The 23,931-nt window shown below is 70.7% G+C and carries 23 protein-coding genes; 13 read left to right on the plus strand and 10 right to left on the minus strand.

Annotated elements, in window-relative coordinates; translation table 11 throughout:
* Positions 1-91: 91 nt before the first annotated feature.
* Positions 92-529, plus strand: coding sequence for a response regulator (locus tag DK427_RS03555; protein WP_109950063.1), 438 nt, complete (start codon positions 92-94; stop codon positions 527-529).
* Between the two features lie 171 nt (positions 530-700).
* Here the strand turns inward: DK427_RS03555 and leuS are convergent, their stop codons facing one another.
* Positions 701-3,304, minus strand: a complete 2,604-nt coding sequence (gene leuS, locus DK427_RS03560; RefSeq protein ID WP_109950064.1) for a leucine--tRNA ligase — start codon at positions 3,302-3,304, stop codon at positions 701-703.
* A gap of 194 nt (positions 3,305-3,498) precedes the next feature.
* Here leuS and DK427_RS03565 point away from each other — a divergent pair, with 194 nt between their 5' ends.
* Entirely contained in the window at positions 3,499-4,230 is a 732-nt protein-coding gene (locus tag DK427_RS03565) for a YggS family pyridoxal phosphate-dependent enzyme (RefSeq protein ID WP_109950065.1), read from the plus strand.
* A 14-nt stretch (positions 4,231-4,244) separates the two neighbouring features.
* Here the strand turns inward: DK427_RS03565 and DK427_RS03570 are convergent, their stop codons facing one another.
* Complete coding sequence (locus DK427_RS03570) at positions 4,245-4,685, minus strand: MarR family winged helix-turn-helix transcriptional regulator (RefSeq protein WP_245930787.1); 441 nt, start codon at positions 4,683-4,685, stop codon at positions 4,245-4,247.
* Positions 4,686-4,823: 138 nt separating this feature from the next.
* A complete protein-coding gene (locus DK427_RS03575) occupies positions 4,824-5,390 on the minus strand; it encodes a L,D-transpeptidase family protein (protein WP_109950066.1) in 567 nt (188 codons plus the stop codon).
* A 244-nt stretch (positions 5,391-5,634) separates the two neighbouring features.
* On the opposite strand from DK427_RS03575, the gene DK427_RS03580 reads away from it, so the two are divergent.
* From DK427_RS03580 to DK427_RS03620, 9 genes are all read left to right on the plus strand, one after another.
* Positions 5,635-6,318 (plus strand): response regulator transcription factor, encoded by a 684-nt coding sequence (locus tag DK427_RS03580; protein WP_109950067.1) that lies wholly within the window; start codon positions 5,635-5,637, stop codon positions 6,316-6,318.
* Positions 6,319-6,402: 84 nt separating this feature from the next.
* Positions 6,403-6,855 carry a cyclic nucleotide-binding domain-containing protein gene (locus DK427_RS03585; protein WP_109950068.1) on the plus strand — a complete coding sequence of 151 codons (453 nt, stop codon included), beginning with the start codon at positions 6,403-6,405 and terminating at the stop codon, positions 6,853-6,855.
* A 106-nt stretch (positions 6,856-6,961) separates the two neighbouring features.
* On the plus strand, positions 6,962-7,828 hold the full coding sequence (gene dapD / locus DK427_RS03590; protein ID WP_109950069.1) for a 2,3,4,5-tetrahydropyridine-2,6-dicarboxylate N-succinyltransferase: 867 nt from the start codon (positions 6,962-6,964) through the stop codon (positions 7,826-7,828).
* Between the two features lie 4 nt (positions 7,829-7,832).
* Positions 7,833-8,696, plus strand: a complete 864-nt coding sequence (locus tag DK427_RS03595; protein ID WP_109950070.1) for an alpha/beta fold hydrolase — start codon at positions 7,833-7,835, stop codon at positions 8,694-8,696.
* Positions 8,697-8,845: 149 nt separating this feature from the next.
* Complete coding sequence (locus DK427_RS03600) at positions 8,846-9,757, plus strand: acid phosphatase (RefSeq protein WP_109950071.1); 912 nt, start codon at positions 8,846-8,848, stop codon at positions 9,755-9,757.
* 118 nt (positions 9,758-9,875) lie between these two features.
* On the plus strand, positions 9,876-12,161 hold the full coding sequence (locus DK427_RS03605) for a TonB-dependent siderophore receptor (protein WP_109950072.1): 2,286 nt from the start codon (positions 9,876-9,878) through the stop codon (positions 12,159-12,161).
* A 123-nt stretch (positions 12,162-12,284) separates the two neighbouring features.
* Positions 12,285-12,842 (plus strand): LPS assembly lipoprotein LptE, encoded by a 558-nt coding sequence (gene lptE / locus DK427_RS03610; RefSeq protein ID WP_109950073.1) that lies wholly within the window; start codon positions 12,285-12,287, stop codon positions 12,840-12,842.
* Between the two features lie 13 nt (positions 12,843-12,855).
* Complete coding sequence (gene holA / locus DK427_RS03615) at positions 12,856-13,890, plus strand: DNA polymerase III subunit delta (RefSeq protein ID WP_109950074.1); 1,035 nt, start codon at positions 12,856-12,858, stop codon at positions 13,888-13,890.
* Positions 13,891-13,987: 97 nt separating this feature from the next.
* Positions 13,988-14,914 (plus strand): diguanylate cyclase domain-containing protein, encoded by a 927-nt coding sequence (locus tag DK427_RS03620; RefSeq protein ID WP_109950075.1) that lies wholly within the window; start codon positions 13,988-13,990, stop codon positions 14,912-14,914.
* A gap of 12 nt (positions 14,915-14,926) precedes the next feature.
* Here the strand turns inward: DK427_RS03620 and DK427_RS03625 are convergent, their stop codons facing one another.
* The 4 genes from DK427_RS03625 to mnmG form a co-directional block, all read right to left on the minus strand.
* The gene (locus tag DK427_RS03625; RefSeq protein ID WP_109953980.1) at positions 14,927-15,832 is read right to left on the minus strand and encodes a ParB/RepB/Spo0J family partition protein; all 906 of its coding nucleotides are present in this window, start codon (positions 15,830-15,832) and stop codon (positions 14,927-14,929) included.
* Between the two features lie 82 nt (positions 15,833-15,914).
* Positions 15,915-16,769, minus strand: a complete 855-nt coding sequence (locus DK427_RS03630; protein ID WP_109950076.1) for a ParA family protein — start codon at positions 16,767-16,769, stop codon at positions 15,915-15,917.
* Positions 16,766-17,410, minus strand: a complete 645-nt coding sequence (gene rsmG, locus DK427_RS03635; RefSeq protein WP_109950077.1) for a 16S rRNA (guanine(527)-N(7))-methyltransferase RsmG — start codon at positions 17,408-17,410, stop codon at positions 16,766-16,768. Before rsmG ends, DK427_RS03630 begins: the two co-directional genes overlap by 4 nt.
* Entirely contained in the window at positions 17,410-19,284 is a 1,875-nt protein-coding gene (gene mnmG, locus DK427_RS03640) for a tRNA uridine-5-carboxymethylaminomethyl(34) synthesis enzyme MnmG (protein WP_109950078.1), read from the minus strand. The genes rsmG and mnmG overlap by 1 nt, the downstream gene beginning before the upstream one ends.
* A 391-nt stretch (positions 19,285-19,675) precedes the next feature.
* On the opposite strand from mnmG, the gene DK427_RS26630 reads away from it, so the two are divergent.
* A complete protein-coding gene (locus tag DK427_RS26630; protein ID WP_204165262.1) occupies positions 19,676-19,822 on the plus strand; it encodes a hypothetical protein in 147 nt (48 codons plus the stop codon).
* 259 nt (positions 19,823-20,081) lie between these two features.
* Here the strand turns inward: DK427_RS26630 and DK427_RS25965 are convergent, their stop codons facing one another.
* Positions 20,082-20,267, minus strand: coding sequence for a hypothetical protein (locus tag DK427_RS25965; RefSeq protein ID WP_162559645.1), 186 nt, complete (start codon positions 20,265-20,267; stop codon positions 20,082-20,084).
* A gap of 168 nt (positions 20,268-20,435) precedes the next feature.
* Between DK427_RS25965 and hisS the strand changes: the two genes are divergently transcribed.
* On the plus strand, positions 20,436-21,983 hold the full coding sequence (gene hisS / locus DK427_RS03645; protein ID WP_109950079.1) for a histidine--tRNA ligase: 1,548 nt from the start codon (positions 20,436-20,438) through the stop codon (positions 21,981-21,983).
* A 45-nt stretch (positions 21,984-22,028) separates the two neighbouring features.
* Here the strand turns inward: hisS and hemJ are convergent, their stop codons facing one another.
* Both hemJ and DK427_RS03655 read right to left on the minus strand, forming a co-directional pair.
* Positions 22,029-22,460, minus strand: a complete 432-nt coding sequence (gene hemJ / locus DK427_RS03650) for a protoporphyrinogen oxidase HemJ (RefSeq protein ID WP_109950080.1) — start codon at positions 22,458-22,460, stop codon at positions 22,029-22,031.
* Between the two features lie 56 nt (positions 22,461-22,516).
* The gene (locus DK427_RS03655; RefSeq protein ID WP_109950081.1) at positions 22,517-23,665 is read right to left on the minus strand and encodes a uroporphyrinogen decarboxylase; all 1,149 of its coding nucleotides are present in this window, start codon (positions 23,663-23,665) and stop codon (positions 22,517-22,519) included.
* Between the last annotated feature and the right edge of the window lie 266 nt (positions 23,666-23,931).

Below are 23,931 nucleotides of genomic sequence, written 5' to 3' on the forward strand. Positions count from 1 at the left end.
TTGCGGCGTCTTCGCGGCAAAGCTCTTGTGTGACCGTGAGATGTCAGTTTAGCATGATGCAATGCAACGCGAACACGAAGCCGATCGCGCCATGCCGCGAGTAGCCCTCGGATCCGCTGCCATCGTCCCGGTCGTCCCGCCCAGGGGATGCTACCGGGTTCAGGTGCTCGTCGCCGCGCGCCAGAAGCGCTGGCGCGACGCCGTCTCCGCCCAGATCCGACGGACCGGCTGTCAGGTCACGACGTGTGACAACGGCGTCGATGCGATGGCCGTGCTCGCCCTCGGGCTTCCCCTCGACGTGATGGTGGTGGACGCCTCCCTGGAGGGGCGGCTGTGTTGCTCGAGGCTGGCGCAGGAGGCCCGGGCGCTGCGCCCCAGCCTGCGCGTCGTGCTGGCCTGCGACATGACCGAGGCCGAGCGCGAGGCAGTCGAATTGCCCGACGCGCTGATCGTGGCGAAGGACCACCGGGCTGGCGCCGTGGCGTCGAAGGTGCGTGAGGCGCTCGCGGTGCCGGCACTGGCTACCTGAGGATATCGGCACATGCCCGGACCGGCTGACCGGCTCGGGACTACGATGCCGCCTCACCCGGTTGCGGAAAGAGGCGGCATGTCTGACGCGTCGGCGCTCAGCCTCGTGCCTGTCCCTCTCCGCAAGGAGAGGGACAGGCACGGCTCACCGAACCGATCGACCTAATCGGTCTCACACCACCAGATTCACGATGCGGCCCGGCACCACGATGACCTTCCGGGGCGCCCGCCCCTCGAGGACCTTCTGGACTGGCTCGAGCGCCAGGGTCGCGGCCTCGACGGCCTTCGCGTCGGCGTCGCGGGGCACGGTCACGTCCGCCCGCTTCTTGCCGTTGATCTGGACCGGCAGGGTGATCTCGTCCTCGACCAGCAAAGCCGCCTCGACCGTTGGCCAGGGGGCCTGGGCCGCGAGGCCCGAGCGGCCGAGCGCCTGCCAGCACTCTTCGGCGAGATGCGGCATCATCGGGGCGATGAGCTGCACCAGGATGCCGGCCGCCTCCGTCGCGGCAGCCCGTGATGCAGTGCCGCGCAGGCCCTCGTCGAGCGCGTTGGCGAGCGTGTAGACCTGCGCGACGCAGCGGTTGAAGCGCAGGCGCTCGACATCCTCGCCGACGCCCGCCAGCGCCCGGTGCGCCGCTTTGCGAAGGCCGAGATCCGCTGCGCCGTCGCCGCCCGCTTGCGTCGCCGCGTTCACGAGGCGCCAGACCCGCTGAACGAAGCGGGCGGCGCCCTGCACCCCCTCCTCCGTCCAGATCACGTCGCGCTCAGGCGGCGAATCCGAGAGCATGAACCAGCGGGCGGTGTCGGCGCCGTAGCTCGCGATGATGTCATCGGGGTCGACCACGTTCTTCTTCGACTTCGACATCTTCTCGATCGCCCCGATGGCGATCGGCGCACCGGTTTTCACGTGGAACGCCCGGCGCTCCCCCTCCCCGCTCTCGAAGCGGATCTCGGCGGGCGGCACCCAGGCGCCGCCTTCGTCCTTGTAGGTCTCGTGGACGACCATGCCCTGCGTGAACAGGCCGGCGAACGGCTCGGCCACGCCTGACCATCCGGTCTCGCGCATCGCGCGGGTAAAGAACCGGGCGTAGAGCAGGTGCAGGATCGCGTGCTCGATGCCGCCGATATACTGATCGACCGCGAGCCAGTGATCGACCGCGGCGCGGTCGGTCGGCACGTCCTGCAGCCAGGGCGCGGTGAAGCGGGCGAAGTACCAAGACGAGTCCACGAAGGTGTCCATCGTGTCGGTCTCGCGCCGGGCCGCCTGTCCGCAGCGCGGGCAGGGCACGTTGCGCCACGCATGGTCGCGCTCCAGCGGGTTGCCGGGCTGGTCGAACGAGACCTCGTCGGGCAGCCGCACCGGCAGGGCGGCCACGGGCACCGGCACCGGGCCGCAGGCGTCGCAGTGGATGATCGGGATCGGGCAGCCCCAGTAGCGCTGGCGCGAGACGCCCCAGTCGCGCAGCCGGAACTGAACCTTGCGGGAGGCGACCGCCTCGCCCGCCAGGATCTCCTGCTCCAGGCGGTTCGCCACCGCCTCGACGGCCTCGTCGGTGGTCATCCCGTCGAGGAAGCGCGAGTTGATCATCCGGCCGTCGCCGTCATAGGCGGTGTCGGTGATCGTGAAGGCGGCCGGATCCTGGTCCTCGGGGCAGACCACCGGCGTGTTGCCGAGCCCGTACCGATTGGCGAAGTCGAGATCGCGCTGGTCGTGGGCGGGGCAGCCGAACACCGCGCCAGTGCCGTACTCCATCAGCACGAAATTCGCGACGTAGACCGGCAGCTCCCAGGCCGGGTCGAGCGGGTGGCGCACGGTGAGCCCTGTGTCGAACCCGAGCTTCTCGGCCGTGTCGATCGCCGCCTGGGCGGTGCCGATGCGGCGGCACTCCTCGATGAAGCCCTGCAGCTCCGGCCTGTCGGCAGCGAGCGCCGCGGCGAGCGGATGGTCGGCCGCGACCGCCAGGAACTTCGCGCCGAACAGCGTGTCAGGCCGCGTCGTGTAGACCTTGATCGTGTCCTGCTTGATCGTGTCCTGGCCGCCAACGGCACGGGTGAGCGCGAAGCGGACTTCGAGCCCCTCGGACTTGCCGATCCAGTTCTTCTGCATCAGCCGGACCTTCTCCGGCCAGCGATCGAGCCCGTCGAGCGCGCCCAGCAGCTCCTCGGCGAAATCGGTGATCTTGAAGAACCACTGGGTCAGCTCGCGGCTCTCGACCAGCGCGCCCGAGCGCCAGCCGCGTCCGTCGATCACCTGCTCGTTGGCGAGCACGGTGTGATCGACCGGATCCCAATTCACCTTCGCGGTGCGGCGCGTGACCAGCCCCTTCTCAAGGAAGTCGAGGAACATGCGCTGCTGGTGCTTGTAATAGGCCGGATCGCAGGTCGCGATCTCGCGGCTCCAGTCGAGCGAGAGGCCCATGGACTGGAGCTGGCCGCGCATGGTGGCAATGTTGGCGTAGGTCCAGTCTCGCGGGTTGACGCGCCTCTCCATGGCGGCGTTCTCGGCCGGCAGGCCGAAGGCGTCCCAGCCCATCGGGTGGAGCACGTTGAAGCCCTTGGCGCGCTTGTAGCGAGCCACCACGTCGCCCATCGCGTAGTTGCGCACGTGGCCCATGTGGATGCGCCCCGACGGGTAGGGGAACATCTCCAGCACATAGTATTTCGGCCGGCCGTCCTCGTTCGGCGTCTCGAAGATCTTCGCCTTGGCCCATTCCGCCTGCCAGCGCGGCTCGGCATCCTTGGCGTTGTAGCGCTCGGTCGGGGTCGGGTTCGTCATGGGTTCGGTCGCGGGGCGGGAAGCGGGCCGTCGAGGCCGGCGGGTTGCGGCCGGCACTAGCATATCCGCGCCCGATCCGGTCAACGCGCGGGCGCGCATTGCCGCGCATCACCCCTGCGCAGGAGCCGTGCCCTTGCGGCGCGCGTTGCGGCTGGTAGGTCCCCAGGAACAGACCCGAACCGTTGGATGTGCCCATGGATGTGCCGAAGACCGAGCCTGCCCCCTCCCCCGTCGCCCGGCCTCCGGTCGGCGAGGCCGACGTCGCGGCGGGTCTGGCCGAGGTGCGGGCCGGGATCGTGCAGGCCGCCGAGGATTGCGGGCGGGATCCCGCGGGCGTGCAGCTGATCGCGGTCTCGAAGACGGTATCCGCCGCGGGCATCCTGCCGGCGCTGGAGGCGGGCCACCGGGTCTTCGGCGAGAACTACGTGCAGGAATCCCGGGCCAAGTGGCCCGACCTCAAGGCGCGCTACCCGGATGTCGAGCTGCACCTCGTCGGCCCGCTCCAGTCCAACAAGGCCCGGGAGGCGGTCGAGTTGTTCGACGTGATCCATTCCGTGGATCGCCTCTCGCTCGCGGCGGCGCTCGCCAAGGAGATCGCCCGCGCCGGCCGGGCACCGAAGCTCCTGATCCAGGTGAACACCGGCGACGAGCCGCAGAAGGGCGGGGTCGCACCGGACGAGGTCGACGGGCTCCTCGCCGCCTGCCGCGACACCCACGGCCTCGCGATCCAGGGCCTGATGTGCGTGCCGCCCGTCGAGGACCCGCCCTCAGCCCACTTCGCCCTGCTGGCGCGGATCGCGGAGCGGCACGGTCTACCGATCCTCTCGATGGGCATGAGCGCCGACTACCCGGCGGCGATCCAGCTCGGCGCGACCCATGTCCGGGTCGGCACGGCGATCTTCGGCGCCCGCGCCCGCAAGGTCTGAGGCGGCGGGCCTGATCAGGCCCGCCCGATGACCCGGGCGAGCGACAGGCGCAGGGCCTCGGCCTCGGTGACACCGCCGTACTGCGCCTCGAACTCGTCCTGAGCGCGCTTCCAGATGATGTAGGCCGCCTCCAGCTTGACGCGGCCCGCCTCCGTGAGGGTGAGCGCCCGGGTGCGCCCGTCGTGGCCCGGCCCGATCTCCACGAGGCCGTCGCGGGACAGCGGGCGCAGGGCGCGCCCGGTGGCGGTCCGGTCGAGCACCAGGAACAGCGCGAGTTCGTTCACCGCGAGCGGCCCCGCCTGATCGAGCACCATCAGCACGGAGAACTGCGTCGCCCGCAGCCCGATCTCGGCGAGGTGGCGGTCGTAGAGGAGCGTCATGTGCCGGGCGGCCTGCCGGACGCCGAGGCAGTGGCAGGGGCTCGGAATCAGCCGCAAGCGACCGGCCTTCTTCACCGCGTCGGCTCGGTCGTTGCGGCGACGGACATGGGGCGGGATCTCCTCGCGCCGACATCGCCTCGGGCTGTGCCGGATCTTGGCCGTTAAGGCACACGCGGGGCGTGTGCGTCTAGATGATGAACTACGGTGCCCGTTTCAGACGATCCGCAAACGTGTGTGCGGCCCGACCCGACGGAGCAGCCGGAGCAGGTCCGGCAACCGCAGGGCGACGCAGCCCTCGGTCGGGCGGAAGCCCGGCCGGGCGACGTGGAGGAAGATCGCCGAACCCCGGCGCGGGCGGATCGGGCCGCGATTGTAGTCGAGATCGATCACCACGTCGTAGAGGCCGTCGTCGCGCCACATCCGCTCGTGGTTCACCCCCGGCGCGGGCAGGCGGATCGGCCGGTTGTAGCGCCGGTCGCGCGGGTCGTCGCACCAGCCGTCCTGCGGTCCGGTCCGGCGCAGCTTCAGGGCGGTGACGGGACGAAGGCCGAGCCGGTCGTGCCGGTAGGCGCCGCCGAGCAGGCGGAAGCTGCCGCGGGGCGAGCCGCCGTCCCCCTCGCGCTTGGCACGCACGATCCCGGCCGCGCCGAGCGCGCAGGGTATCGCACCGCCGGGCACCAGGATCTGGCCACGCCGCCGGTCCCCGGACCCGGCCCGCACCCGCAGCGTCCTCAGGGTCGTTGACACGGTCGGCGCGCGTGCCGGGCGGGTCGGTTTCATGGGCGGAACCTCGTCTCGGACCAGGCGGAGGCGGCCCTTGAGGCCGGCGCGGACAGACAGTATGAAGAATTGTGCGCAAGCCAATTCACAACCGCGAGCTGCGCATTATGCTGGTGCCTATGCCCGGACCCGCGGTTCCGGAGCCAGGGGGTTCGTATGGGCGAGCCCGGTTCCCGCTTCCAGGGGCCGTGCGCGCCGCTCCTCGGCCCGGCCTTCATCGAGCGGGCCTTTGAGAGTTGGACGGATGAACGCCTACCGCCTCCTGATCTGCGACGACGACGCGATCCTGCGGGAGACTCTGACCGAGCAGTTCGACGCCTACGATGAGTTCACGGTCGTGGCCGTCGCGGGCGCGGCCGCCGCGGTCGAGGCCGTCGCCGAGCACCGGATCGATCTCGCGGTGATGGATGTCGGCCTGCCCGACATGGACGGGCGTGAGGCCGTGCGCCAGATGCGCCGCAACGGCTATCGCGGTCCCGTCGTGATGCTGACGGGCCAGGATTCGGAGGAGGACACGGTCGAGGGCCTGGAGGCCGGCGCCAACGACTACGTCACCAAGCCCTTCAAGTTCGGCATCCTGCTCGCCCGCATCCGGGCGCACCTGCGCAGCCACGAGGCTTCCGAGGACGCCGTCTTCCAGATCGGCCCCTACACCTTTCGGCCGGGCGCCAAGCTGCTGGTCGGCGAGCGCGGCTCGAAGCTGAAGCTCACCGAGAAGGAGACCGCGATCCTGCGCTTCCTCTACCGGGCCGGCCGCGAGGTGGTGGGACGCGACACGCTGCTCGCCGAGGTCTGGGGCTACAACGCCCACGTCACCACGCACACCCTGGAAACCCACATCTACCGCCTGCGCCAGAAGATCGAGCCGAACCCCGCGACCGCCGCGATCCTCGTGACCGAGGCCGGCGGCTACAAGCTGCTGCCCTGACATTTTTCGTGCCCGTGCGTCGTGCGCGCAGGGCTCGGTTCGGCTAGAACCCGTCCTCATGTGAGAGGCCGGAGACCCGGGGCTTTGGCGATCGACGACGACATCGCGGTTCTCGCCGCCGCCCCCCTCCTCCGTTTCTTCGGGCGCGACGCCCTGCGGCTCCTCTCCTTCGCGGCCGAGCGGCGCGACCTCGCTCCGGACGAGATCCTGTTCCGGCGCGGCGAGGCCACCGACGGGGGCTTCGTCGTCGTCTCGGGAAGAGTCGTGCTGGTGCCGCAGGCGGCGGGCGCCGCGCCGGTCGAGGCCGGCCGCGCCGCCCTGATCGGGCAGATGGCCCTGTTCGTGCGCGGCGAGCGGCCGGGCGATGCGCGCGCGGCCGAGCCGACATCGGTGCTGCGCATCACCCCGGCCCTGATGCGGCGTGTGCTGGAGGAGTTTCCGGACGCGGCCGCCGCGATCCACGACGCGCTGGCCGAGGATCTGGCCGGGCTCTCGCAGGGCCTGGAGCGGGTGCGCGGCCTGCTAGCGGCCGGCTGAGCGCCCTCCCCGCTTCCCGCCCCTCCCCCGTCCACCGAAGGTGACAGGCCAGGGCCGGCTCTGTAAGCACGGGCGCGATTCACGCCAGCAACCGACCGGAAGACCCATGTCCGAGGCCCAAGCCCGCACGGAAGCCCACGCCGATCTCGCGCGCACGATCGAGAACGCCTGGGAGGAGCGCGCCTCCATCGACACCGGCACCCGCGGCCCGGTGCGCGAGGCGGTGGACGAGGCCCTGAACCTGCTCGACGCCGGCAAGGCCCGGGTCGCCGAGAAGACCGGCGAGGGCTGGCAGGTCAACCAGTGGCTGAAGAAGGCGGTGCTGCTGTCCTTCCGCCTCAACGAGATGGTCGCGGTGCCCGCGGGCGCCGCGGGCGCGCCGGCCTGGGACAAGGTGCCCTCGAAGTTCGAGGGCTGGGGCGAGAACCGGTTTCGCGATGCGGGCTTCCGCGTGGTGCCGGGCGCCGTGGTGCGCCGCTCGGCCTACATCGCGCCGGGCGTCATCCTGATGCCGTCCTTCGTCAATCTCGGCGCGCATGTCGGCTCGGGCACCATGGTCGACACCTGGGCGACGGTCGGCTCCTGCGCGCAGATCGGCAAGAACGTGCATCTGTCCGGCGGCGTCGGCATCGGCGGCGTGCTGGAGCCGCTCCAGGCCGGCCCCGTGGTGATCGAGGACGATTGCTTCATCGGCGCGCGCTCCGAGGTGGTCGAGGGCGTCGTGGTCGAGCGGGGCGCGGTGCTCTCCATGGGCGTCTTCATCGGCGCCTCCACCAAGATCATTGACCGCGAGACCGGCGAGGTCTTCCGCGGCCGGGTGCCGGCCTACTCCGTGGTCGTTCCGGGCGCGCTCCCCGGCAAGCCGCTCCCCGACGGCTCGCCCGGCCCCGCGCTCTACTGCGCGGTGATCGTGAAGCGGGTGGACGCGCAGACCCGCGCCAAGACCAGCATCAACGACCTCCTGCGCGACTGACCCCGTGCGGCAGGAGACCCGCCACCTCGACCTCACGGTCTCGGGGCGCCCCTGCCCCACCCCGGTCGACGTCCTGGGCGACGGGCCGGCGGCGCTGCTGCTGCCGGCGCTCTCCACCATCTCGGCCCGAGCCGAGATGCACGGCCTCGCCGAGGCGCTCGCGGGCGACCACAGCTGCCTCGTCCCGGACTGGCCGGGCTTCGGCGCGCGCCCGCGCCCGCGCATGCCGCTGAACCCGGACACGCTGCACGCCTTCCTCGACGCGCTCGTCACCGCCCTGCCCGGCCCCTACGCGCTCGGGATCGGGGCGGGCCACGCGGCGGGCTACCTCGTCGCGGCCGCCGCCCGCCATCCCGGCCTGTTCGGCCGGCTTGCGCTCGTCGCGCCCACTTGGCGCGGCCCGCTGCCGACCGCCATGCCCGGGCGTGAGCCGCTCTTCGGCCGGATCCGCCGCGCCGTCGAGGCGCCGCTCCTCGGCGACGCGCTCTACCGCCTCAACATCAGCCCGCCGATCATCGCCCGGATGATGCGCGCCCACGTCTACGCCGATCCGGAGCGCGTCACGCCGGCCCTGGTGCGGGCGAAGCATGCCGTCACGCGCCAGCGCAACGGGCGCTTCGGTACGGCGGCCTTCGTCACGGGGGGCCTCGATCCGGTCGGCACCCGGGAGGATTTCCTCGCCCTGTTTCGGGACGGACTCTCGCCCGTTCAGATGCTTCGGCCCGAGCGCGCCCCGCGCCGCTCGGGCGCCGAGATGGACGCGCTGGCCGCCAGCGACCGCGTGCGCGCCGTCCAGGTTCCGGGCGCCCTGAGCGCGCACGAGGAGCATCCGGAGGCCGTAGCCGCAGCGATCCGCGCCCTGGGCTGAGAGTCGCGCTTGGCAGAAACGCAAGATCCGGTCGGTTTTGTATCATGAATGCCGCCGAAGTTGCTTGAGCCCTGTCGGCTGCCATAGGCGCGTCGTGAAACCCCTCGTATGATTCTAAAAATCTCAGGATCGTGACGCCGCTGAACCCGATGCTCCGTCTCTCTGCCTTCCGCACCGGGCCGGCACGCCTGGCCCTCGCTCTCTCGACGGCCTCGCTCCTGGCCTCTCTTCCGGCCCGCGCGGAGCCCCCGAAGCCGGCCATGCCACCCGAGACCGCCGCGCCGGGCCCACAATCCGCCCCCTCGGTCGGCGTGGACACGCTGAAGCCGGGCAAGCCCGCGGCAAAGCCCTACCTCAGCGAGGCCGCAGCTCCGGACACGGTGAAGATCCTGTCGCCGCCGCCGGCGAGCCACTCGCCCCTGGAGAACGCCGACCGGGCGGCCTTCAACACGACGCGCGGCCTCAAGGGGAGCCCGCGCTGGGATCTGGCCGCGAGCGACGTGGCGGAGGGCGCCTCGGCCATCCTCGACACCTACGCCTGCGTGCTCGGCACCAAGATCGACGCGGCGCGCGTGCCCGCGGTGATCAACCTGTTCGAGCGCGCCCGGCTCGACATCGCCCGCGGCACCAAGGCGCCCAAGCTGCACTACCGGCGCCTCAGGCCCTTCGTCGGTAACGACGCGCCGATCTGCGTGCAGCGGACCCAGCAGCTCACCGACAGCTTCAGCTATCCGTCCGGGCACGCCACGCAGGGCTGGTCCTACGCACTGATGATGGCGGCCCTGGTCCCCGAGAAGACTAGCGCGATCCTCGCCCGCGGGCGCGTCTACGGCGAGAGCCGGATCGTGTGCGGCGTGCACTGGCTCACCGACGTCGCGGCCGGCCGCACCAACGGTGCGGCGATCTTCGCCGCGCTGATGGGCAGCGCCGATTTCCGTGCCGACATGGACAAGGCCCGGGCCGAGCTCGCCAAGGCGCTCGACGGCAAGGGACCCGCTCCGGCGGAGGCGATCTGCACCCGCGAGAACGACGTGCTCGCCGCGCCCGCTCTTCAGTTCTGAGCGTACGGCAGACTTTTGAACCGTTCCAAGTGTGTGATTTCAATCACGTTTTCGGGTTGATCACGCAAGCTTGACCGCTAAACCTCGGGTAACCGTGACGTTTCCCGCCCGAGGTTTTATGTCCCAGCCCGCCCGTCTCGCGGCTCTCGCCTCGCTGCTCGTCACCGGGCCGGCGGCAGCCCAGCAGAGCATCCAGCTCAACCAGATCTCGGTAGAGGCCGCGAAGCCGAAGGCTCGGGCTGCTGGCCCGCGCAGGCCGGCGCCGCCGCAGCCCGCCCAACGGGTGGAGCCGGGACCGGGTGGCGGGGACATCGTCGAGGCGGGGCCCCTCGGCCCGGGTGCCGACAGCGCCGCCACCAGCGGCGGGGGCGGCGGTCCGAGCGGCGTCGTGGGCTACACCGCGAAAGTCAGCCCGACGGCGACCAAGACGAACACGCCGCTGATCGAGACGCCGCAATCGGTCAGCGTCGTCACCCGGGAGCAGCTGAACGACCGCAACGTGCAGTCCGTCAACGAGGCGCTCGCCTACGCGCCCGGAACCTCGACGGACGTGTTCGGGTTCGATCCGCGCTTCGACGCGTTCTATATCCGCGGCTTCCAAGTGACCTACAACGGCATCTACCGCGACGGGCTGCGCCAGCCCGGCGTCGGCCTCGCCGTGCCCCGCATCGAGCCCTACGGCACGGAAGCGCTGACCATCCTGCGCGGCCCCGCCTCCGGTCTCTACGGCCTCGGCTCGCCCGGCGGCATCGTCGACGTGACGACGAAGCGGCCGGTCTTCACCCGGTTCGGGGAGGTCTGGTTCCAAGGCGGAAACTACGACCGCTACCAGGGTAATTTCGACCTCGGCGGTCCGATCGAAGGCTCCGACGGCACGATGGCCTACCGGCTGACCGGTCTCGTGCGCCAGTCCGACACCTTCCTGCCGGGTGCGACCGACGACCGGGCCTACATCGCGCCCTCCTTCACCTGGAAGCCCAGCGCCGACACCACCTTCACGCTGCTGACCGAGTTCCAGCGCACGCAGGCACCCGGCACAGCGGCCTTCGTCAACTTCCCGGGTTTCGTGGTCTCGCGGCTCTACCAGGGCGACCCGGGTTTCAACGCCTTCACCACGCAGCAGTACCGGGTCGGCTACGCATTCGAGCACAAGTTCTCGCCAGACCTGATCTTCCGCCAGAATTTTCGCTACTACGGCGTCAACGGCGATTTCCCCTACACGGAGATCACCGGCATTACCGGCCTGTCAGCGCAGCGCTACGCCGGTCTGTTCATCGAGGACCTGCACGCGGTCACGCTCGACAACCAGTTCGAGGGCCATGCCATCACCGGACCGGTCGCGCACACGATCCTGGGCGGTATCGATTATCAGCGCTACGACTACACCCGCCGGTCCGGTTTCAACTTCAACGTCCCCGATCTCGATCTGACGGGCGTCACCGACTTCTCGAACTTCCGCTACCGCACCTTCATCCCGAAGCCGGCCCTGACCGCGGCCTCGTTCCAGACCCTGGATCAGGTCGGCATCTACCTACAGGAGCAGGCGAAGTTCGACCGATTCGTGCTGACCTTGACCGGCCGGCAGGACTTCGTTTCCCAGAGCACGCGGACCGGCACGCCGGGTGCGCTCGGTGCTGCGACGACGCAGAACGATGCGGCCTTCACGGGGCGGGTCGGCCTGAACTACATCCTCGCGCCCGGCCTCGTGCCTTATGCCAGCTACGCCACCACCTTCACCCCGCAGGTCGGCGTAGACGGTCAGGGCCGCCCCTTCCGGGCGGCCACCGGCGACCAGATCGAGGCGGGCGTGAAGTACGCGGTCCCGAACACCAACATCACCGCGGCCTTCGCGGGCTTCGACATCGTGCAATCCTCGATCCTGCGCACGGACCCGACCAACGCCGCCAACCAGGTCGCCACCGGCGCGGTCCGCTCAAAGGGCTTCGAGGCGGAACTCGTCGCCAACCTCGCGCCCGGCACGAACCTGACCCTGGCCTACACGCACCTGGATTTCCGGTTCCTGCGCCAGACCTCGCTGGTGGTGCCGAATCTGCCGATCGACGGCAACGCGCTGTCGGGCATCCCGGGCGACAGCTTCAAGGCCTTCGCCACCTACCTGTTCCCGCCCTCCTCGCCGCTGTCCGGCCTCACCGTTGGCGGCGGCGTGCGCTACGCTGGCACGAGCTTCGCGAACGACGAGAACACCGTCCGCAATCCGACCGTGACGCTGTTCGACGCCCTTGTCGCCTACGACTTCGCGGCGCTCGATCCGAAGTACAAGGGCTTCCGCGCTCAGCTGAACGGCTTCAACATCTTCGATCGGGACTACACGAACTGCCAGGCCGGCTTCTGCTACCGCGGCGCGCCCGCGACCGTGATCGGCAGCCTGATCTATCGCTGGTAGGGCAGGGGGATTGTCACCACGCTCCCGCCGCAGAGAAATCGTAACGCCTGTGCCTCAGGCTGATGGCGCCGCGCCTGGCGCGCGCGTAAAGAGCGGATCGGTATAGGGCTGGGGCGCGGGCGCATGGTTCGTCGGGCAGGGCAGGGATTTCGGCGGGGGTTCCGGATCACGAGTCGGCTCGCCTGCGCGGGCGCGCTGGTGCTCGGCCTCTCCGCCTGCTTCCGCCCGCTCTACGGGCCGACCGCCTCCGGCGAGTCGATGGGCGCGCTGCTCGCCGCCATCCAGGTGGACGAGATCAACATGGCGCAAGGTCAGGAGCGCCTGGGCCACTACCTGCGCAGCGAGCTGATTTTCGACCTCGACGGCTCGGGCCAGCCCGCGCCGAAGCGCTATCGCCTGAAGATGCAGGGCAGCGAGACGATCCAGACGCCGATCGTCTCGACCCAGACCGGCCGGGCCGAGGCCGGCACCATCGTGGGCAGCGTGCGCTACAGCCTGGAGAGCCTCGACGGGCTCAAGGTGATCACCGAGGGCGTGGCCACCTCGACCGCGACCTATGACCGCTCGATCCAGCGCTTCGCCAGTCAGCGTGCCGCGCGCGACGCCGAGATCCGCCTCTCGAAGGTGCTGGCCGAGCAGATCAAGACCCGCATCGCCTCCGTGCTCTCGGCCAAGCCTTGATTGGGCAGGGCGCGTGACGGCCGTCAAGGCGCACGAGGCCGAAGCGCTGATCCGGCGCGGGCCCGATCCCCGCCTCCCCGTCATCCTCGTCTACGGGCCCGATACCGGCCTCGTGGTCGAGCGCGCCAAGCGTCTCGCCGAGAGCTTCGTCACCGATCCGAACGACCCCTTCGCCCTGGTAAAGATCGACGGTGACGCGCTCGCCTCCGATCCGGGCCGCCTCGTGGACGAGGCTGGCACGGTCGGCCTGTTCGGCGACAAGCGCACCATCTGGGTCCGGCCCGGCAGCCGCAACTACGCGCCCGCGGTCGAGGCTGTGCTGAAGGCGGAGGTCGCCGATACCCGCATCGTGGTGGAGGCGGGGGATCTCGCCAAGTCCGCGCCCCTGCGCACCCTGTGCGAGCGATCCCCGAAGGCGCTCGCCATCCCCTGCTACCCCGACGACGAGCGGGCGCTGGCCGACCTGATCGACCGCACCCTGCAGGAGCGGGGCCTGCGCATCGCCCGCGAGGCCCGCGAGGTGCTGAGCCAGAGCCTGGGCGGAGACCGGCGGGCCAGCCTCGCGGAGATCGAGAAGCTCGCCCTCTACGCGGCCGGGCAGGGGAGCGTGGAACTCGACGACGTCGAGGCGATCGTCAGCGATGTCGGGGCGAGCGTGCTCAACACCCTGATCGATGCGGCCTTCGTGGGGCGCGCCGGCGAGGTCGAGCGCGAGTATCGCCGCTTCCGTCACGAGGGACTCGATCCCTCGATGATGCTGGGCTCCGCGCTCCGCCACGCGCTCGCGCTGCTGGCGAGCCGCCTGGAGGGACCGGACAAGAGCCCAAGCCTGCTCGTCGCCTCCTGGCGCGGCCTGCACTTCAAGCGGAAGGCCGCGGTCGAGGCGCAACTCGGCCGCTGGAGCCCGGCCGCGCTCCGTCAGGCCGTCCAGATCCTGCAGGAGGCGGTGCTGGCCTGCCGTAGGGCGGATGCCGAACTCGCCCACGCCCATGCCTCCGCGGCGCTCCTGCGCATCGCCGCGGAGGCGGCCCGGCGCCGCGGCGGCTGACACATCTGCGCGAGTTCGGGCGCGCGGGGACGCCCCGCGAACGCTCCGTTAATTCTGTTCGGTCCAATCTTCCGGCATCTCGATCCGCCCAAACGCAATGTCGTCCTACTTCTTCCGGCAGCGCCAGAGTGAACCGGCCGACGCGCCCGATCCCGAACCGGATCTGGCGGCGCTGAAGCGGGAGGTTCAGCGCCTGCGGGAGATGCTCGACCTCAATTCGGACTGGATCTGGGAGGTCGATGCGGCCGGCCGCTACACCTACGTCTCGCTCCACTGCCTTCCCCTGCTCGGCTACGCGCCGGAGGAGATGCTGGGGCGCACGCCCTTCGACTTCATGCCGGCGGACGAGGCCGCCCGGGTCGGGGCCGCCTTCGCGGCGATCGTCGCCGAGAAGCGCAGTTTCTCCCACCTCCTGAACCGCAACATCCGCAGCGACGGCCGCATCGTCGTGCTGGAGACCAGCGGCGTGCCGCTGCTCAACCCGGACGGCAGCCTGCGCGGCTATCGCGGCATCGACCGGGACATCACCGAGCGCGAGGCGGCGACCGAGCGCCTGCGCCACGCGGCCCGGCACGACTCCCTCACCGAGCTGCCGAACCGGCTCTATCTGCGCGAGCATCTCGAGGCGCGGCTCGGCGGAACGGGCTGCTGTGCTCTGGCGATCGACCTCGATCGCTTCAAACCCATCAACGACCGGCTCGGCCACGAGGCCGGGGATCTGGTGCTCCGGGAGATCGGCCGCCGCCTGGTGGGTCTGGCGGCAGCGCGCCGGGTCTTCGCCGCGCGGCCGGGGGGAGACGAGTTCGTCGTCGTCGCCGATGCCCCGACGCCGGACGCGGCCGGCCGACTGGCCGTAGACCTGCGTGCGGCAATTGCCGGCCCAATCGCGCTCGCCGGCGAGACGGTCGCGGTCGGGGCGAGCGTCGGCATCGCGCATGCGCGGGACGGCGACACGGTCGACACCTTGCTGGCCGCTGCGGACCGGGCGCTCTACCGCGCCAAATCCGAACGCGACGCCACCTGACGGCGGCTCAGCTCAGTCCGCGTCCGGGATCTGGAAGCGGCGGCAGAGGGCGTCGAGTTCCTCAGCCGTCTGGTAGCGGATACGGATCTCGCCCTCGTTCGGGTTCTTCGCCTTCAGGCTGACGCCGACGCCCAGCGCCCGCGCGAAGCGGCGCTCCAGGCTGCGAACCTCCTCGGAGCGTTCGCCGGCCCCACGAGGACGGCCGGGGCGGGGGCCCTCCTGCTCCGGCACCTCGGCGGCGGCGATCGCCTCCACCTCGCGGACCGACAGCCCCTCCTCCACGATGCGGCGCCCGACGGCCTCGGGGTCGCGCACGGCGAGGAGCGCGCGCGCATGGCCCGCGGTGATCTCGCCCGCGATCACCCGCTCCTGGATCGTGGGTGGCAGGTTGAGGAGGCGCAGCGTATTGGCGAGATGGCTGCGGCTCTTACCCAAGATCTCCGCGAGCTCGCGCTGGCTATAGGCGAACTCACTCATCAGCCGCTCGTAGCCGGCCGCCTCCTCGATCGCGTTGAGATCGGTGCGCTGCACGTTCTCCAGGATCGCGAATTCGAGCGAGGCGCGGTCGTCGATCTCCACGACGACCACCGGAACTTCGTCCAGACCCGCGCGCTGCGCCGCGCGCCAGCGGCGCTCGCCGGCCACGATCTCGAATGCGCCCGGCACGTCGGCGAGCGGGCGCACGACGATCGGCTGGATCAGCCCGCGCGCCTTCAGTGAGACGGCGAGTTCGTCGAGATCGGTCTCGCTGAAGCGGCGGCGGGGATTGCGCGGGTTGGGGCGCAGGAACTCGACCGCCACCCGGCGCTGCGGGGCAGGGGACTTGGCACCGTCAGCGGCGGGTTCTGCCGCGCCGAAATCACCGATCAGAGCCGCGAGCCCGCGCCCCAGCCGGGGCCGTGCGCCCTCTTCCGCCATCACCGCCACCCATTCACTCCGTTACGCAACCTGCGGCGCCGCCCTTGGATCGACCGGGACCCGCCGCCCTGGATTTCGCCGCTCAGGCCGCCGCGGGGGCCGGCACCCGGCCTTCCCGCTGGATCACCTCGGAGGCGAGGCGCAGATAGGCCTGGGACCCCGCGCATTTGAGGTCGTAGAGCAGCGCCGGCTTGCCGTGCGAGGGCGCCTCCGAGATCCGCACGTTGCGCGGGATCATCGTCTCGTAGACCTTCTCGCCCATGAAGCTGCGGACATCCGCCACCACCTGGTTCGAAAGGTTGTTGCGGGGATCGAACATCGTCAGCACGACACCCTGGATCGTCAGCTTCGGGTTGAGCGCGGCGCGCACCTGCTCGACGGTGCGCAGGAGCTGGCTCAGGCCTTCCAGCGCGAAGAACTCGCATTGCAGCGGCACCATCACGGCGTCGGCCGCGACCAGGGCGTTGATGGTCAGGAGGTTCAGCGAGGGCGGGCAGTCGATCAGCACGTAGCTGAAACCGGCGGTCTCCGGCGCGTCGGCGAGTCCCTTGAGCACGTTGCGCAGGCGGTGGGCCCTGTCGGGGCTCTGGGCCATCTCCAACTCGAGGCCGAGCAGGTCCATGGTGGAGGCCGCGATCGACAAGCGCGGCACGGCGGTCGGCACCACGGCCTGGGCGAGCGTCGCCTCGCCGGCCATCACCTCGTAGGTCGAGACGCGCCGGGCGCGCCGGTCGATGCCGAGCCCCGTCGAGGCGTTGCCCTGCGGGTCGAGGTCGATCACCAGCACCTGCTCGCCGATCGCGGCAAGCGCGGTGCCCAGGTTGATCGCCGTCGTGGTCTTGCCGACGCCGCCCTTCTGGTTGGCGAGCGCGAGGATCCGCAGCGGGCGCGCGGAAGCGGCCGGCTGGACGGGGGAGGGGAGGACGTCGCTTGTCATGGGCTCGATCGGTGACTCGCTGGCGCGAGATCGGTGACCCGCACGATCCGGGCCATCGACTCGGTTCGGCTCGGAACGAGGTCGTAGGCGACTGTCCACCGTGCGGCCGCCCGGGTCAATTCCGCTTCGACCTCGCGCCCTTTCGGAAACAGGCCGGTGGTGCCCGATTTCAACAGCGGTTCGGTCCAAGCGATGAGCTGTTCGAGCGGCGCGAGCGCCCGGGCGCAGACCACGTCCACACCCTGGAAATTCGGGATGACTGCCTCGATCCGCGCGGCGTGGACCCGCGCCCGCGCGCCGGTCAGCCGGGCGGCCTCGGTGAGGAAGGCGCATTTGCGCGCGTTGCTCTCGACGAGGTCGACGCTGATATCGGGGCCGCCCGCGATGGCGAGGATCAGCCCCGGGATGCCGGCCCCGGAACCCAGATCGAGCCAGCGCCGTGCATCCGGAGCCAGCGCGAGCAGCTGCAGGGCGTCGGCGACGTGGCGGGTCCAGACCTCGGCGAGCGTTGCCGGGCCGACGAGGTTCTTGACCGATTGCCAGCGCCGGAGCTGCGCGACGTAGATATCGAGTCGCTCGGCCGTTTCACGTGAAACACCGGCTTCGGCGAGGACGCGGTCCCGATCATCCAGCCTTGCCATCAGGCGCGCACCGCCGCGCGGTTGTCGCGGCGCGCGTGAGCCGCCAGCAGGGTCAGGGCGGCCGGTGTCACGCCCTCGATGCGCGCGGCCTGCCCGAGCGTACCGGGCCTGACGGCCTCCAGCTTCAGCCGCATCTCGTTCGAGAGGCCGCTGATCCGGGCATAGTCGAGACCTGACGGCAGCCGCACCGCCTCGTCGCGCCGGAAGGCCGCGATGTCCGCCTGCTGCCGGTCGAGATAGACCGCGTAGGTCGCGTCCGTGCGCAGGCGCTCGGCGATCCGCGGCGTCACCGCGGCGAGTTCCGGCCAGACGCTCGCGAGCCGCGCCCAGTCGAGTTCGGGATAGGAGAGGAGTTGGAAGGCGCTGCGGCGGATGCCGTCCTGGTTCAGGACGATCCCGTGGGAACGAGCCTGGCTCGGCGTGAGACTGAGCGCGTCGAGCTGGGCTCGAACGGCGGCAAGCTCCCCCTGGGAGGCGGCGAAATGCGCGGCGCGCGTCCCGCCGACGCAGCCCAGGGCGATGCCGCGCGGGGTCAGCCGCTCGTCGGCATTGTCGACGCGCAGGCTCAGCCGGTACTCCGAGCGCGAGGTGAACATGCGGTAGGGCTCGCTCACCCCGTGGGTGACGAGGTCGTCGATCATCACGCCAAGATAGGATTCGGCCCGGTCAAACGCCGTGACTGCCTGGCCGCCCGCGAGACGGGCCGCGTTGAGGCCGGCCACGAGCCCCTGGGCTGCAGCCTCCTCATAGCCAGTGGTGCCGTTGATCTGGCCGGCGAGGAACAGGCCGGGCAGGCGCTTGGTCTGGAGCCCAGTATCGAGTTCGCGCGGATCGACGTAGTCGTACTCGATGGCGTAGCCCGGTCGCACGATGCGGGCCTTCTCCAGGCCCGGGATCAGCGCCACGATGGCGCGCTGCACGTCCTCGGGCAGGGCGGTCGAGATGCCGTTCGGGTAGACGGTCGGGTCATCGAGCCCCTCGGGCTCCAGGAAGATCTGGTGCCCCTCGCGGTCGCCGAAGCGCACCACCTTGTCCTCGATCGACGGGCAGTAGCGCGGGCCGCGGCTGCTGATGCCGCCCGAGTACATCGGCGAGAGGTGGAGGTTCGTCCGGATCAGGTCGTGCACGCCCTGTGTCGTCCGGGTGATGCCGCAGCGGATCTGCGGCGTGGTGATCCGCTCGGTCAAGGTCGAGAACGGCACCGGCTCGGCGTCGGCCTCCTGCATCTCCAGGGCGGCCCAGTCGACGGTGGTGCCGTCGAGGCGCGGGGGCGTACCGGTCTTCAGCCGGCCGAGGCGGAAGCCGATCCGATCGAGGGTGCGGGCGAGGCCGATTGCGGGCGCCTCGCCGACGCGGCCGGCCGGCACCTGAACCGGACCGATATGGATCAGCCCGCGCAGGAAGGTGCCGGTGGTGATCACGACCGCGCCGCAGGAGCGGGTGCGCCCGTCCCCCAGCACCACGCCCGCGACGCGGCCCTGCGTCACGACCAGATCCTCGCACGCGCCTTCGATCACCGTGAGCCCATGCGTCTCGGCGACCGCCACCTGCATCGCGGCGGCGTAGAGCTTGCGGTCGGCCTGGGTGCGGGGTCCGCGCACGGCCGGTCCCTTGCGGCGGTTGAGCAGGCGGAACTGGATGCCGGCGGCGTCCGCGACCCGGCCCATCAGCCCGTCGAGCGCATCGACCTCCCGCACGAGATGGCCCTTGCCGAGGCCGCCGATCGCCGGGTTGCAGGACATGGCGCCGATGGTGGCCGCCGAATGGGTGACGAGCGCCGTGCGCGCGCCGCAGCGGGCAGCGGCGGAGGCGGCCTCGACGCCGGCATGGCCGCCGCCGATGACGACGACGTCGAAGGAGGTGATGTCGGACATGCCGGTGATTAGGCGCGCGGACGCGGGATCGTCAACGGATGCGGCGCGAGGGTGCGGGTGCGGGTGCGGGTGCGGGACGGCGGAGCGTGGGAGTTGCGGTGGGCGGCGCCGACCCCGCGGATCATAATCCTTGTGCGCTCGCCTCCCCGGAGAGCCGCGGAATTCAGGCGCTGAGTACCGACAGCCACGTCGCTTTCCCTCCCGCTAGGCGCGAGGGAGAGATGGTTAACATACCGATTCCAAGGGGGAGATTGAGCCTATCCTGCCCCAACCATGCGCCAGCCCACACCTCCGGAGAAACGGCATTAATATTGCTTCGCTTAACCCGTTCCGCGCGTGGCTGATCCGTGGGGCGATGTCTTACGCGTCCTGGCACTCTTGAGGAGGCGGCATGCATTTCCTGGCCATCAGCCTCGGTACCCTGTTCTGCGTGGGCGGGGCCGCCGCGCATTTCATCGAAACCGCACGCCGGCACGAGGGCACGCTCGGGCTCGCGGGCCTGGGCTTCCTGCTGGCAGGGCTGTTCCTGGGACGATAGGCGCCTGCAGACGCATCCGATGCCGGCCGCAGTGCCGTCATCCGGACAAGCTCCCAACCTTGTCGCGGACGCCCGGAGCGCAGTGCAGGGTGATCCGGGGTCCAGCGCACGCCGGCACGCAGGGTCCGAACGCTGCAACGTTTGCTGAGATAGCGCCGCTTCGTGGCCTTTCAGTCGCTGGGCACCGGACGCACACCACGCGCTCCGTGGGCAGGCGCGTCCCGGCCGGGTGAGATCCGGCGAACGGTTCGGCCTGATCCTACGCCGCAGCGCTCAGCTGCTTCAGCCAGAGATCGGCCGAGAGTTCGGCGCCGCCGCGCGTCGTGAAGGCGTAGGGCGCGTGAACGACGCTGCCGTCCTCCAGGCGGATATGCCAGCGGAACGTACCGGGCTTGTCGGGGCAGGGCTCCACGCGGGGACGCCCGGGTTGCTGTGAACTGACCATGATGGACAAAGCTCACGAAGCCGTGAGGTTCCGCGGTCGGGCACGTCGAACTGCGTAGCCCGGAGTAGCGGGGCAGGGGAGGGCGGGCATGTCCGCGCCGGTTGCCGTGCGCGGGCGCCCTGCGTTAGAGCCCGGGCAACGCGTTCCTACACATAGCGAAGTCCCGATATGTCCAAGGCCGAAGCCCAGAAGGCCGACCCGAAGAAGGCCGGCGCCCTGAAGCCCCGCCTGCCGCGCGGCTTCGTCGACCGGCGCGAGGACGAGATCGCGGCCCAGCACCGGATGCTGGAGCGCATCCGCGAGACCTTCGAGCTCTACGGCTTCGAGGCCCTGGAGACGCCCTTCGTCGAGTACACGGAGTCGCTCGGCAAGTTCCTGCCCGATCTCGACCGGCCGAACGCGGGCGTGTTCTCGTTCCAGGACGACGACGAGTCCTGGCTGTCGCTCCGCTACGATCTGACAGCGCCACTCGCCCGGTTCGTGGCCGAGCACTACGACAGCCTGCCCAAGCCCTACCGGAGTTTTCGGGCCGGCTACGTCTTCCGTAACGAGAAGCCGGGGCCGGGCCGCTTCCGCCAGTTCATGCAGTTCGACGCCGACATCGTGGGCGCGGCCTCCGTGGCGGCGGACGCCGAGACCTGCATGCTGATGGCGGACACGCTGGAGAAGCTCGGGCTCGCGGGCCAGTTCGTCGTCAAGGTCAACAACCGCAAGGTGCTCGACGGTGTGATGGAGGCGATTGGTCTCGCGGGCGACGACCGGGCCGGCCAGCGCCTGACCGTGCTCCGCGCCATCGACAAGCTCGACCGCCTCGGCGCCGACGGCGTGCGCCAGTTGCTGGGCGCCGGCCGCAAGGACGAGAGCGGCGACTTCACCAAGGGCGCTGGCCTCGACGAGGAGCAGATCCGCCGCATCCTGGCCTACGTGGCCTTCCAGCCCTCGGCGGACGCGGGCGCCGACCGGCTGGCCTTCTGGGAGCAGTTCTTCGGCTCCTGGCGGGACGTGGTCGGCACATCCGAGACCGGCCGCGAGGGCATCGCGGAGCTGCACGCGATCATGCGGCTCTGCGAGGCGGCGGGCTACGGCCACGACCGCATCCGGGCCGATGCCAGCGTGGTGCGCGGGCTCGAGTACTACACGGGCCCCGTCTACGAGGCGGAGCTGACGTTCCCGGTGACCAACGAGGAGGGCCAGGTGGTGCGCTTCGGCTCGGTCGCGGGCGGTGGGCGCTACGACGGGCTCGTGGGGCGGTTCCGGCCCGAGCCGGTGCCGGCGACCGGCTTCTCGATCGGCGTCTCGCGCCTGTTCTCGGCGCTCCAGCTCGTCGGCAGCCCGCTGCTCGGCGGGGCGGCCAAGCCCGGCCCCGTGGTGGTGCTGGTGCTCGACCGCGAGAACATCGCCGACTACCAGCGCCTCGTGGCGGCGCTGCGCGCCGAGAACATCCGGGCCGAGCTCTATCTCGGCGGCGCCGGCATGAAGGCGCAGATGAAGTACGCCGACCGGCGCCGGGCCCCGGTGGCGATCATCCAGGGCTCGAACGAGCGGGCGGCGAACGAGGTGCAGGTCAAGGACCTGATCGAGGGCGCGCGCGCGGCCGAGAGCATCGCCAGCAACGCCGAGTGGAAGGCCGCGCGGCCCGCGCAGTTCTCCTGCCCCGAATCCGAGATGGTCGCCCGCGTGCGCGAGGTGCTGGCCCGGCATTTTCCGCAGGCCTGAAACCGGGCAGGACACCCGGCGGGACCGAACCCGCCGGGTACCGCCTCAGAAACCCGGCTTCACCACCGCCAGGATCACGATGCCGATCATCAGGAGCGTCGGCACCTCGTTGATCACGCGGTAGAACCTGTCCCCCCGCGTGTTCCGGTCGGCGGCGAAGTCCTTCACGGCGCGGGCGAGGAAGCCGTGCGCGCCGCTCATCGCCAGCACCAGCACGAATTTCAGCTGGAGCCAGAGGCTCGCGTAGTAGCCGCTCATCCAGGCGAGCGTCAGGCCGAAGACCCAGGTGGCGATCATGGCGGGCGTCATGATCGCCTTGAGCAGGCGCCGCTCCATCACCTTGAAGGTCGCCGATTGCGCCTCCGAGCCCGGCGGCAGCGCCGCGTGGTAGACGAAGAGCCGCGGCAGGTAGAGCATCGCCGCCATCCAGGCGATCAGCGCGATGATGTGGAGCGCCTTGATCCAGTCGTAGAGCACCGGTCAGTTCTCTCCCCGCATGATGTCTCCGGAAAACCGGCGGCCACTTTTCCGCATCATGCTCCCGCCCGCAGCCGCGCCAGCATCCGCTCGACATGCGCCACCGGCGTCTGCGGGGTGATGCCGTGGCCGAGGTTGAAGATGTGGGGCTTCCCCACGGTCGCCCGCAGGATCGCGTCCACCTCCGCGTCCAGCGCGTCGCCGCCCGCGATCAGCGTCTCGGGGTGCAGGTTGCCCTGGGTCACGGTCGAGGCCGGCACGCGGGCGCGCAGAGCCGCGAGATCGACACCCCAATCGACGCCGACGGCGTCGGCGCCCGTCTCCGGCACCACGCGGGCGTGGCCGTCGAGCCCGGAGCCGCGCGCGAACACGATGATCCTGGCGTCCGGCACCTCGGCGCGGATGCCCGCGATCATCCGGGCGATCGGGCGGAGCGACCAGCGCGTCAGCGCGTCCTCCGGCGCCTCGTCCGGCAGGGCGCTCTCGGTGACGTCGCCGACCGGCTCCACGGGGCTGCCGGAGCGCGGCATCGCCCGCGGCAGGGTGCCGGCATGCGACTCGAAGATCTGCACCGCGTCGGCCCCGGCCCGGAGCTGGCGAATGAGATATTCCGTCTGCACCGCGACCAGGCGATCGATCAGCGCGTCGACCAGCGCCGTGTCACCCTCGGCGAGCGCCCGGGCGGGGGCGAGGTCGGCCGTGCCTCGCCCGCCGATCATGTAGCTCGCCACCGTCCAGGGCGCGCCGCAGAAGCCGAGCAGCGTGGTCTCGGCGGGCAGCTCCGCCCGCAAGCGCCCGACCGTCTCGAAGACGGGGGCGAGATGGCCGAACACGGACGGGTCGTCGGCCCGCTTCAGGCGGTCGAACTCCGCCCGGCCGGCCATCGGGTCGAGACGGGGCCCCTCGCCCTCCACGAAGCGCACGTCCTGGCCCAGCGCGTGCGGCACGACGAGGATGTCCGAGAACAGGATCGCGGCGTCGAAGCCGAAGCGGCGGATCGGCTGCAGGGTCACCTCGACGGCGAAGTCCGGGCTGTAGCAGAGATCGAGGAAGGAGCCGGCCTCGGCGCGGGTGGCGCGGTATTCCGGCAGGTAGCGCCCGGCCTGCCGCATCATCCAGGCCGGCGCCGGCGAGACGGCCTCGCCCGCCAGCACCCGCATGAGCTTCCGGTCCCGCTCGCGGTTCGTCCCCTGACCCTCTGCCATCCCGCTCCCCGATCGCGGCGCCCGACCGGCGCCGTCCTTGCGAAAACCCTTCGGCACCCGAGGGCACCGTCTCTCGGAGGTCCTCGGCTCCGCCCGCAGGAGGGAGCGCGACGGCTCCGTCCCCACACCGGCCCTATCTAAGAGAAGAGAGAATCTAGGACTCTGTTTTTTCTATTGGAGGCTGGATGACGGGACCGCAACCGTGTCCACAGGCCGTCCCCGCCGCCGCGACGTTAAGAGGGCTTTAACAGGTTCGCTCTAATGTC

It is taken from the genome of Methylobacterium radiodurans, assembly GCF_003173735.1.
Classification (GTDB): domain Bacteria; phylum Pseudomonadota; class Alphaproteobacteria; order Rhizobiales; family Beijerinckiaceae; genus Methylobacterium; species Methylobacterium radiodurans.

Bases quoted from the DNA above. Each gene is read 5' to 3' on its own strand.
- DK427_RS03555 (WP_109950063.1), top strand. From the start codon at position 92: ATGCCGCGAGTAGCCCTCGGATCCGCTGCCATCGTCCCGGTCGTCCCG.
- leuS (WP_109950064.1), bottom strand. From the start codon at position 3,304: ATGACGAACCCGACCCCGACCGAGCGCTACAACGCCAAGGATGCCGAG.
- DK427_RS03565 (WP_109950065.1), top strand. From the start codon at position 3,499: ATGGATGTGCCGAAGACCGAGCCTGCCCCCTCCCCCGTCGCCCGGCCT.
- DK427_RS03575 (WP_109950066.1), bottom strand. From the start codon at position 5,390: ATGAAACCGACCCGCCCGGCACGCGCGCCGACCGTGTCAACGACCCTG.
- DK427_RS03580 (WP_109950067.1), top strand. From the start codon at position 5,635: ATGAACGCCTACCGCCTCCTGATCTGCGACGACGACGCGATCCTGCGG.
- dapD (WP_109950069.1), top strand. From the start codon at position 6,962: ATGTCCGAGGCCCAAGCCCGCACGGAAGCCCACGCCGATCTCGCGCGC.
- DK427_RS03600 (WP_109950071.1), top strand. From the start codon at position 8,846: ATGCTCCGTCTCTCTGCCTTCCGCACCGGGCCGGCACGCCTGGCCCTC.
- DK427_RS03605 (WP_109950072.1), top strand. From the start codon at position 9,876: ATGTCCCAGCCCGCCCGTCTCGCGGCTCTCGCCTCGCTGCTCGTCACC.
- lptE (WP_109950073.1), top strand. From the start codon at position 12,285: ATGGTTCGTCGGGCAGGGCAGGGATTTCGGCGGGGGTTCCGGATCACG.
- DK427_RS03620 (WP_109950075.1), top strand. From the start codon at position 13,988: ATGTCGTCCTACTTCTTCCGGCAGCGCCAGAGTGAACCGGCCGACGCG.
- DK427_RS03625 (WP_109953980.1), bottom strand. From the start codon at position 15,832: ATGGCGGAAGAGGGCGCACGGCCCCGGCTGGGGCGCGGGCTCGCGGCT.
- DK427_RS03630 (WP_109950076.1), bottom strand. From the start codon at position 16,769: ATGACAAGCGACGTCCTCCCCTCCCCCGTCCAGCCGGCCGCTTCCGCG.
- rsmG (WP_109950077.1), bottom strand. From the start codon at position 17,410: ATGGCAAGGCTGGATGATCGGGACCGCGTCCTCGCCGAAGCCGGTGTT.
- mnmG (WP_109950078.1), bottom strand. From the start codon at position 19,284: ATGTCCGACATCACCTCCTTCGACGTCGTCGTCATCGGCGGCGGCCAT.
- DK427_RS26630 (WP_204165262.1), top strand. From the start codon at position 19,676: ATGCATTTCCTGGCCATCAGCCTCGGTACCCTGTTCTGCGTGGGCGGG.
- DK427_RS25965 (WP_162559645.1), bottom strand. From the start codon at position 20,267: ATGGTCAGTTCACAGCAACCCGGGCGTCCCCGCGTGGAGCCCTGCCCC.
- hisS (WP_109950079.1), top strand. From the start codon at position 20,436: ATGTCCAAGGCCGAAGCCCAGAAGGCCGACCCGAAGAAGGCCGGCGCC.
- DK427_RS03655 (WP_109950081.1), bottom strand. From the start codon at position 23,665: ATGGCAGAGGGTCAGGGGACGAACCGCGAGCGGGACCGGAAGCTCATG.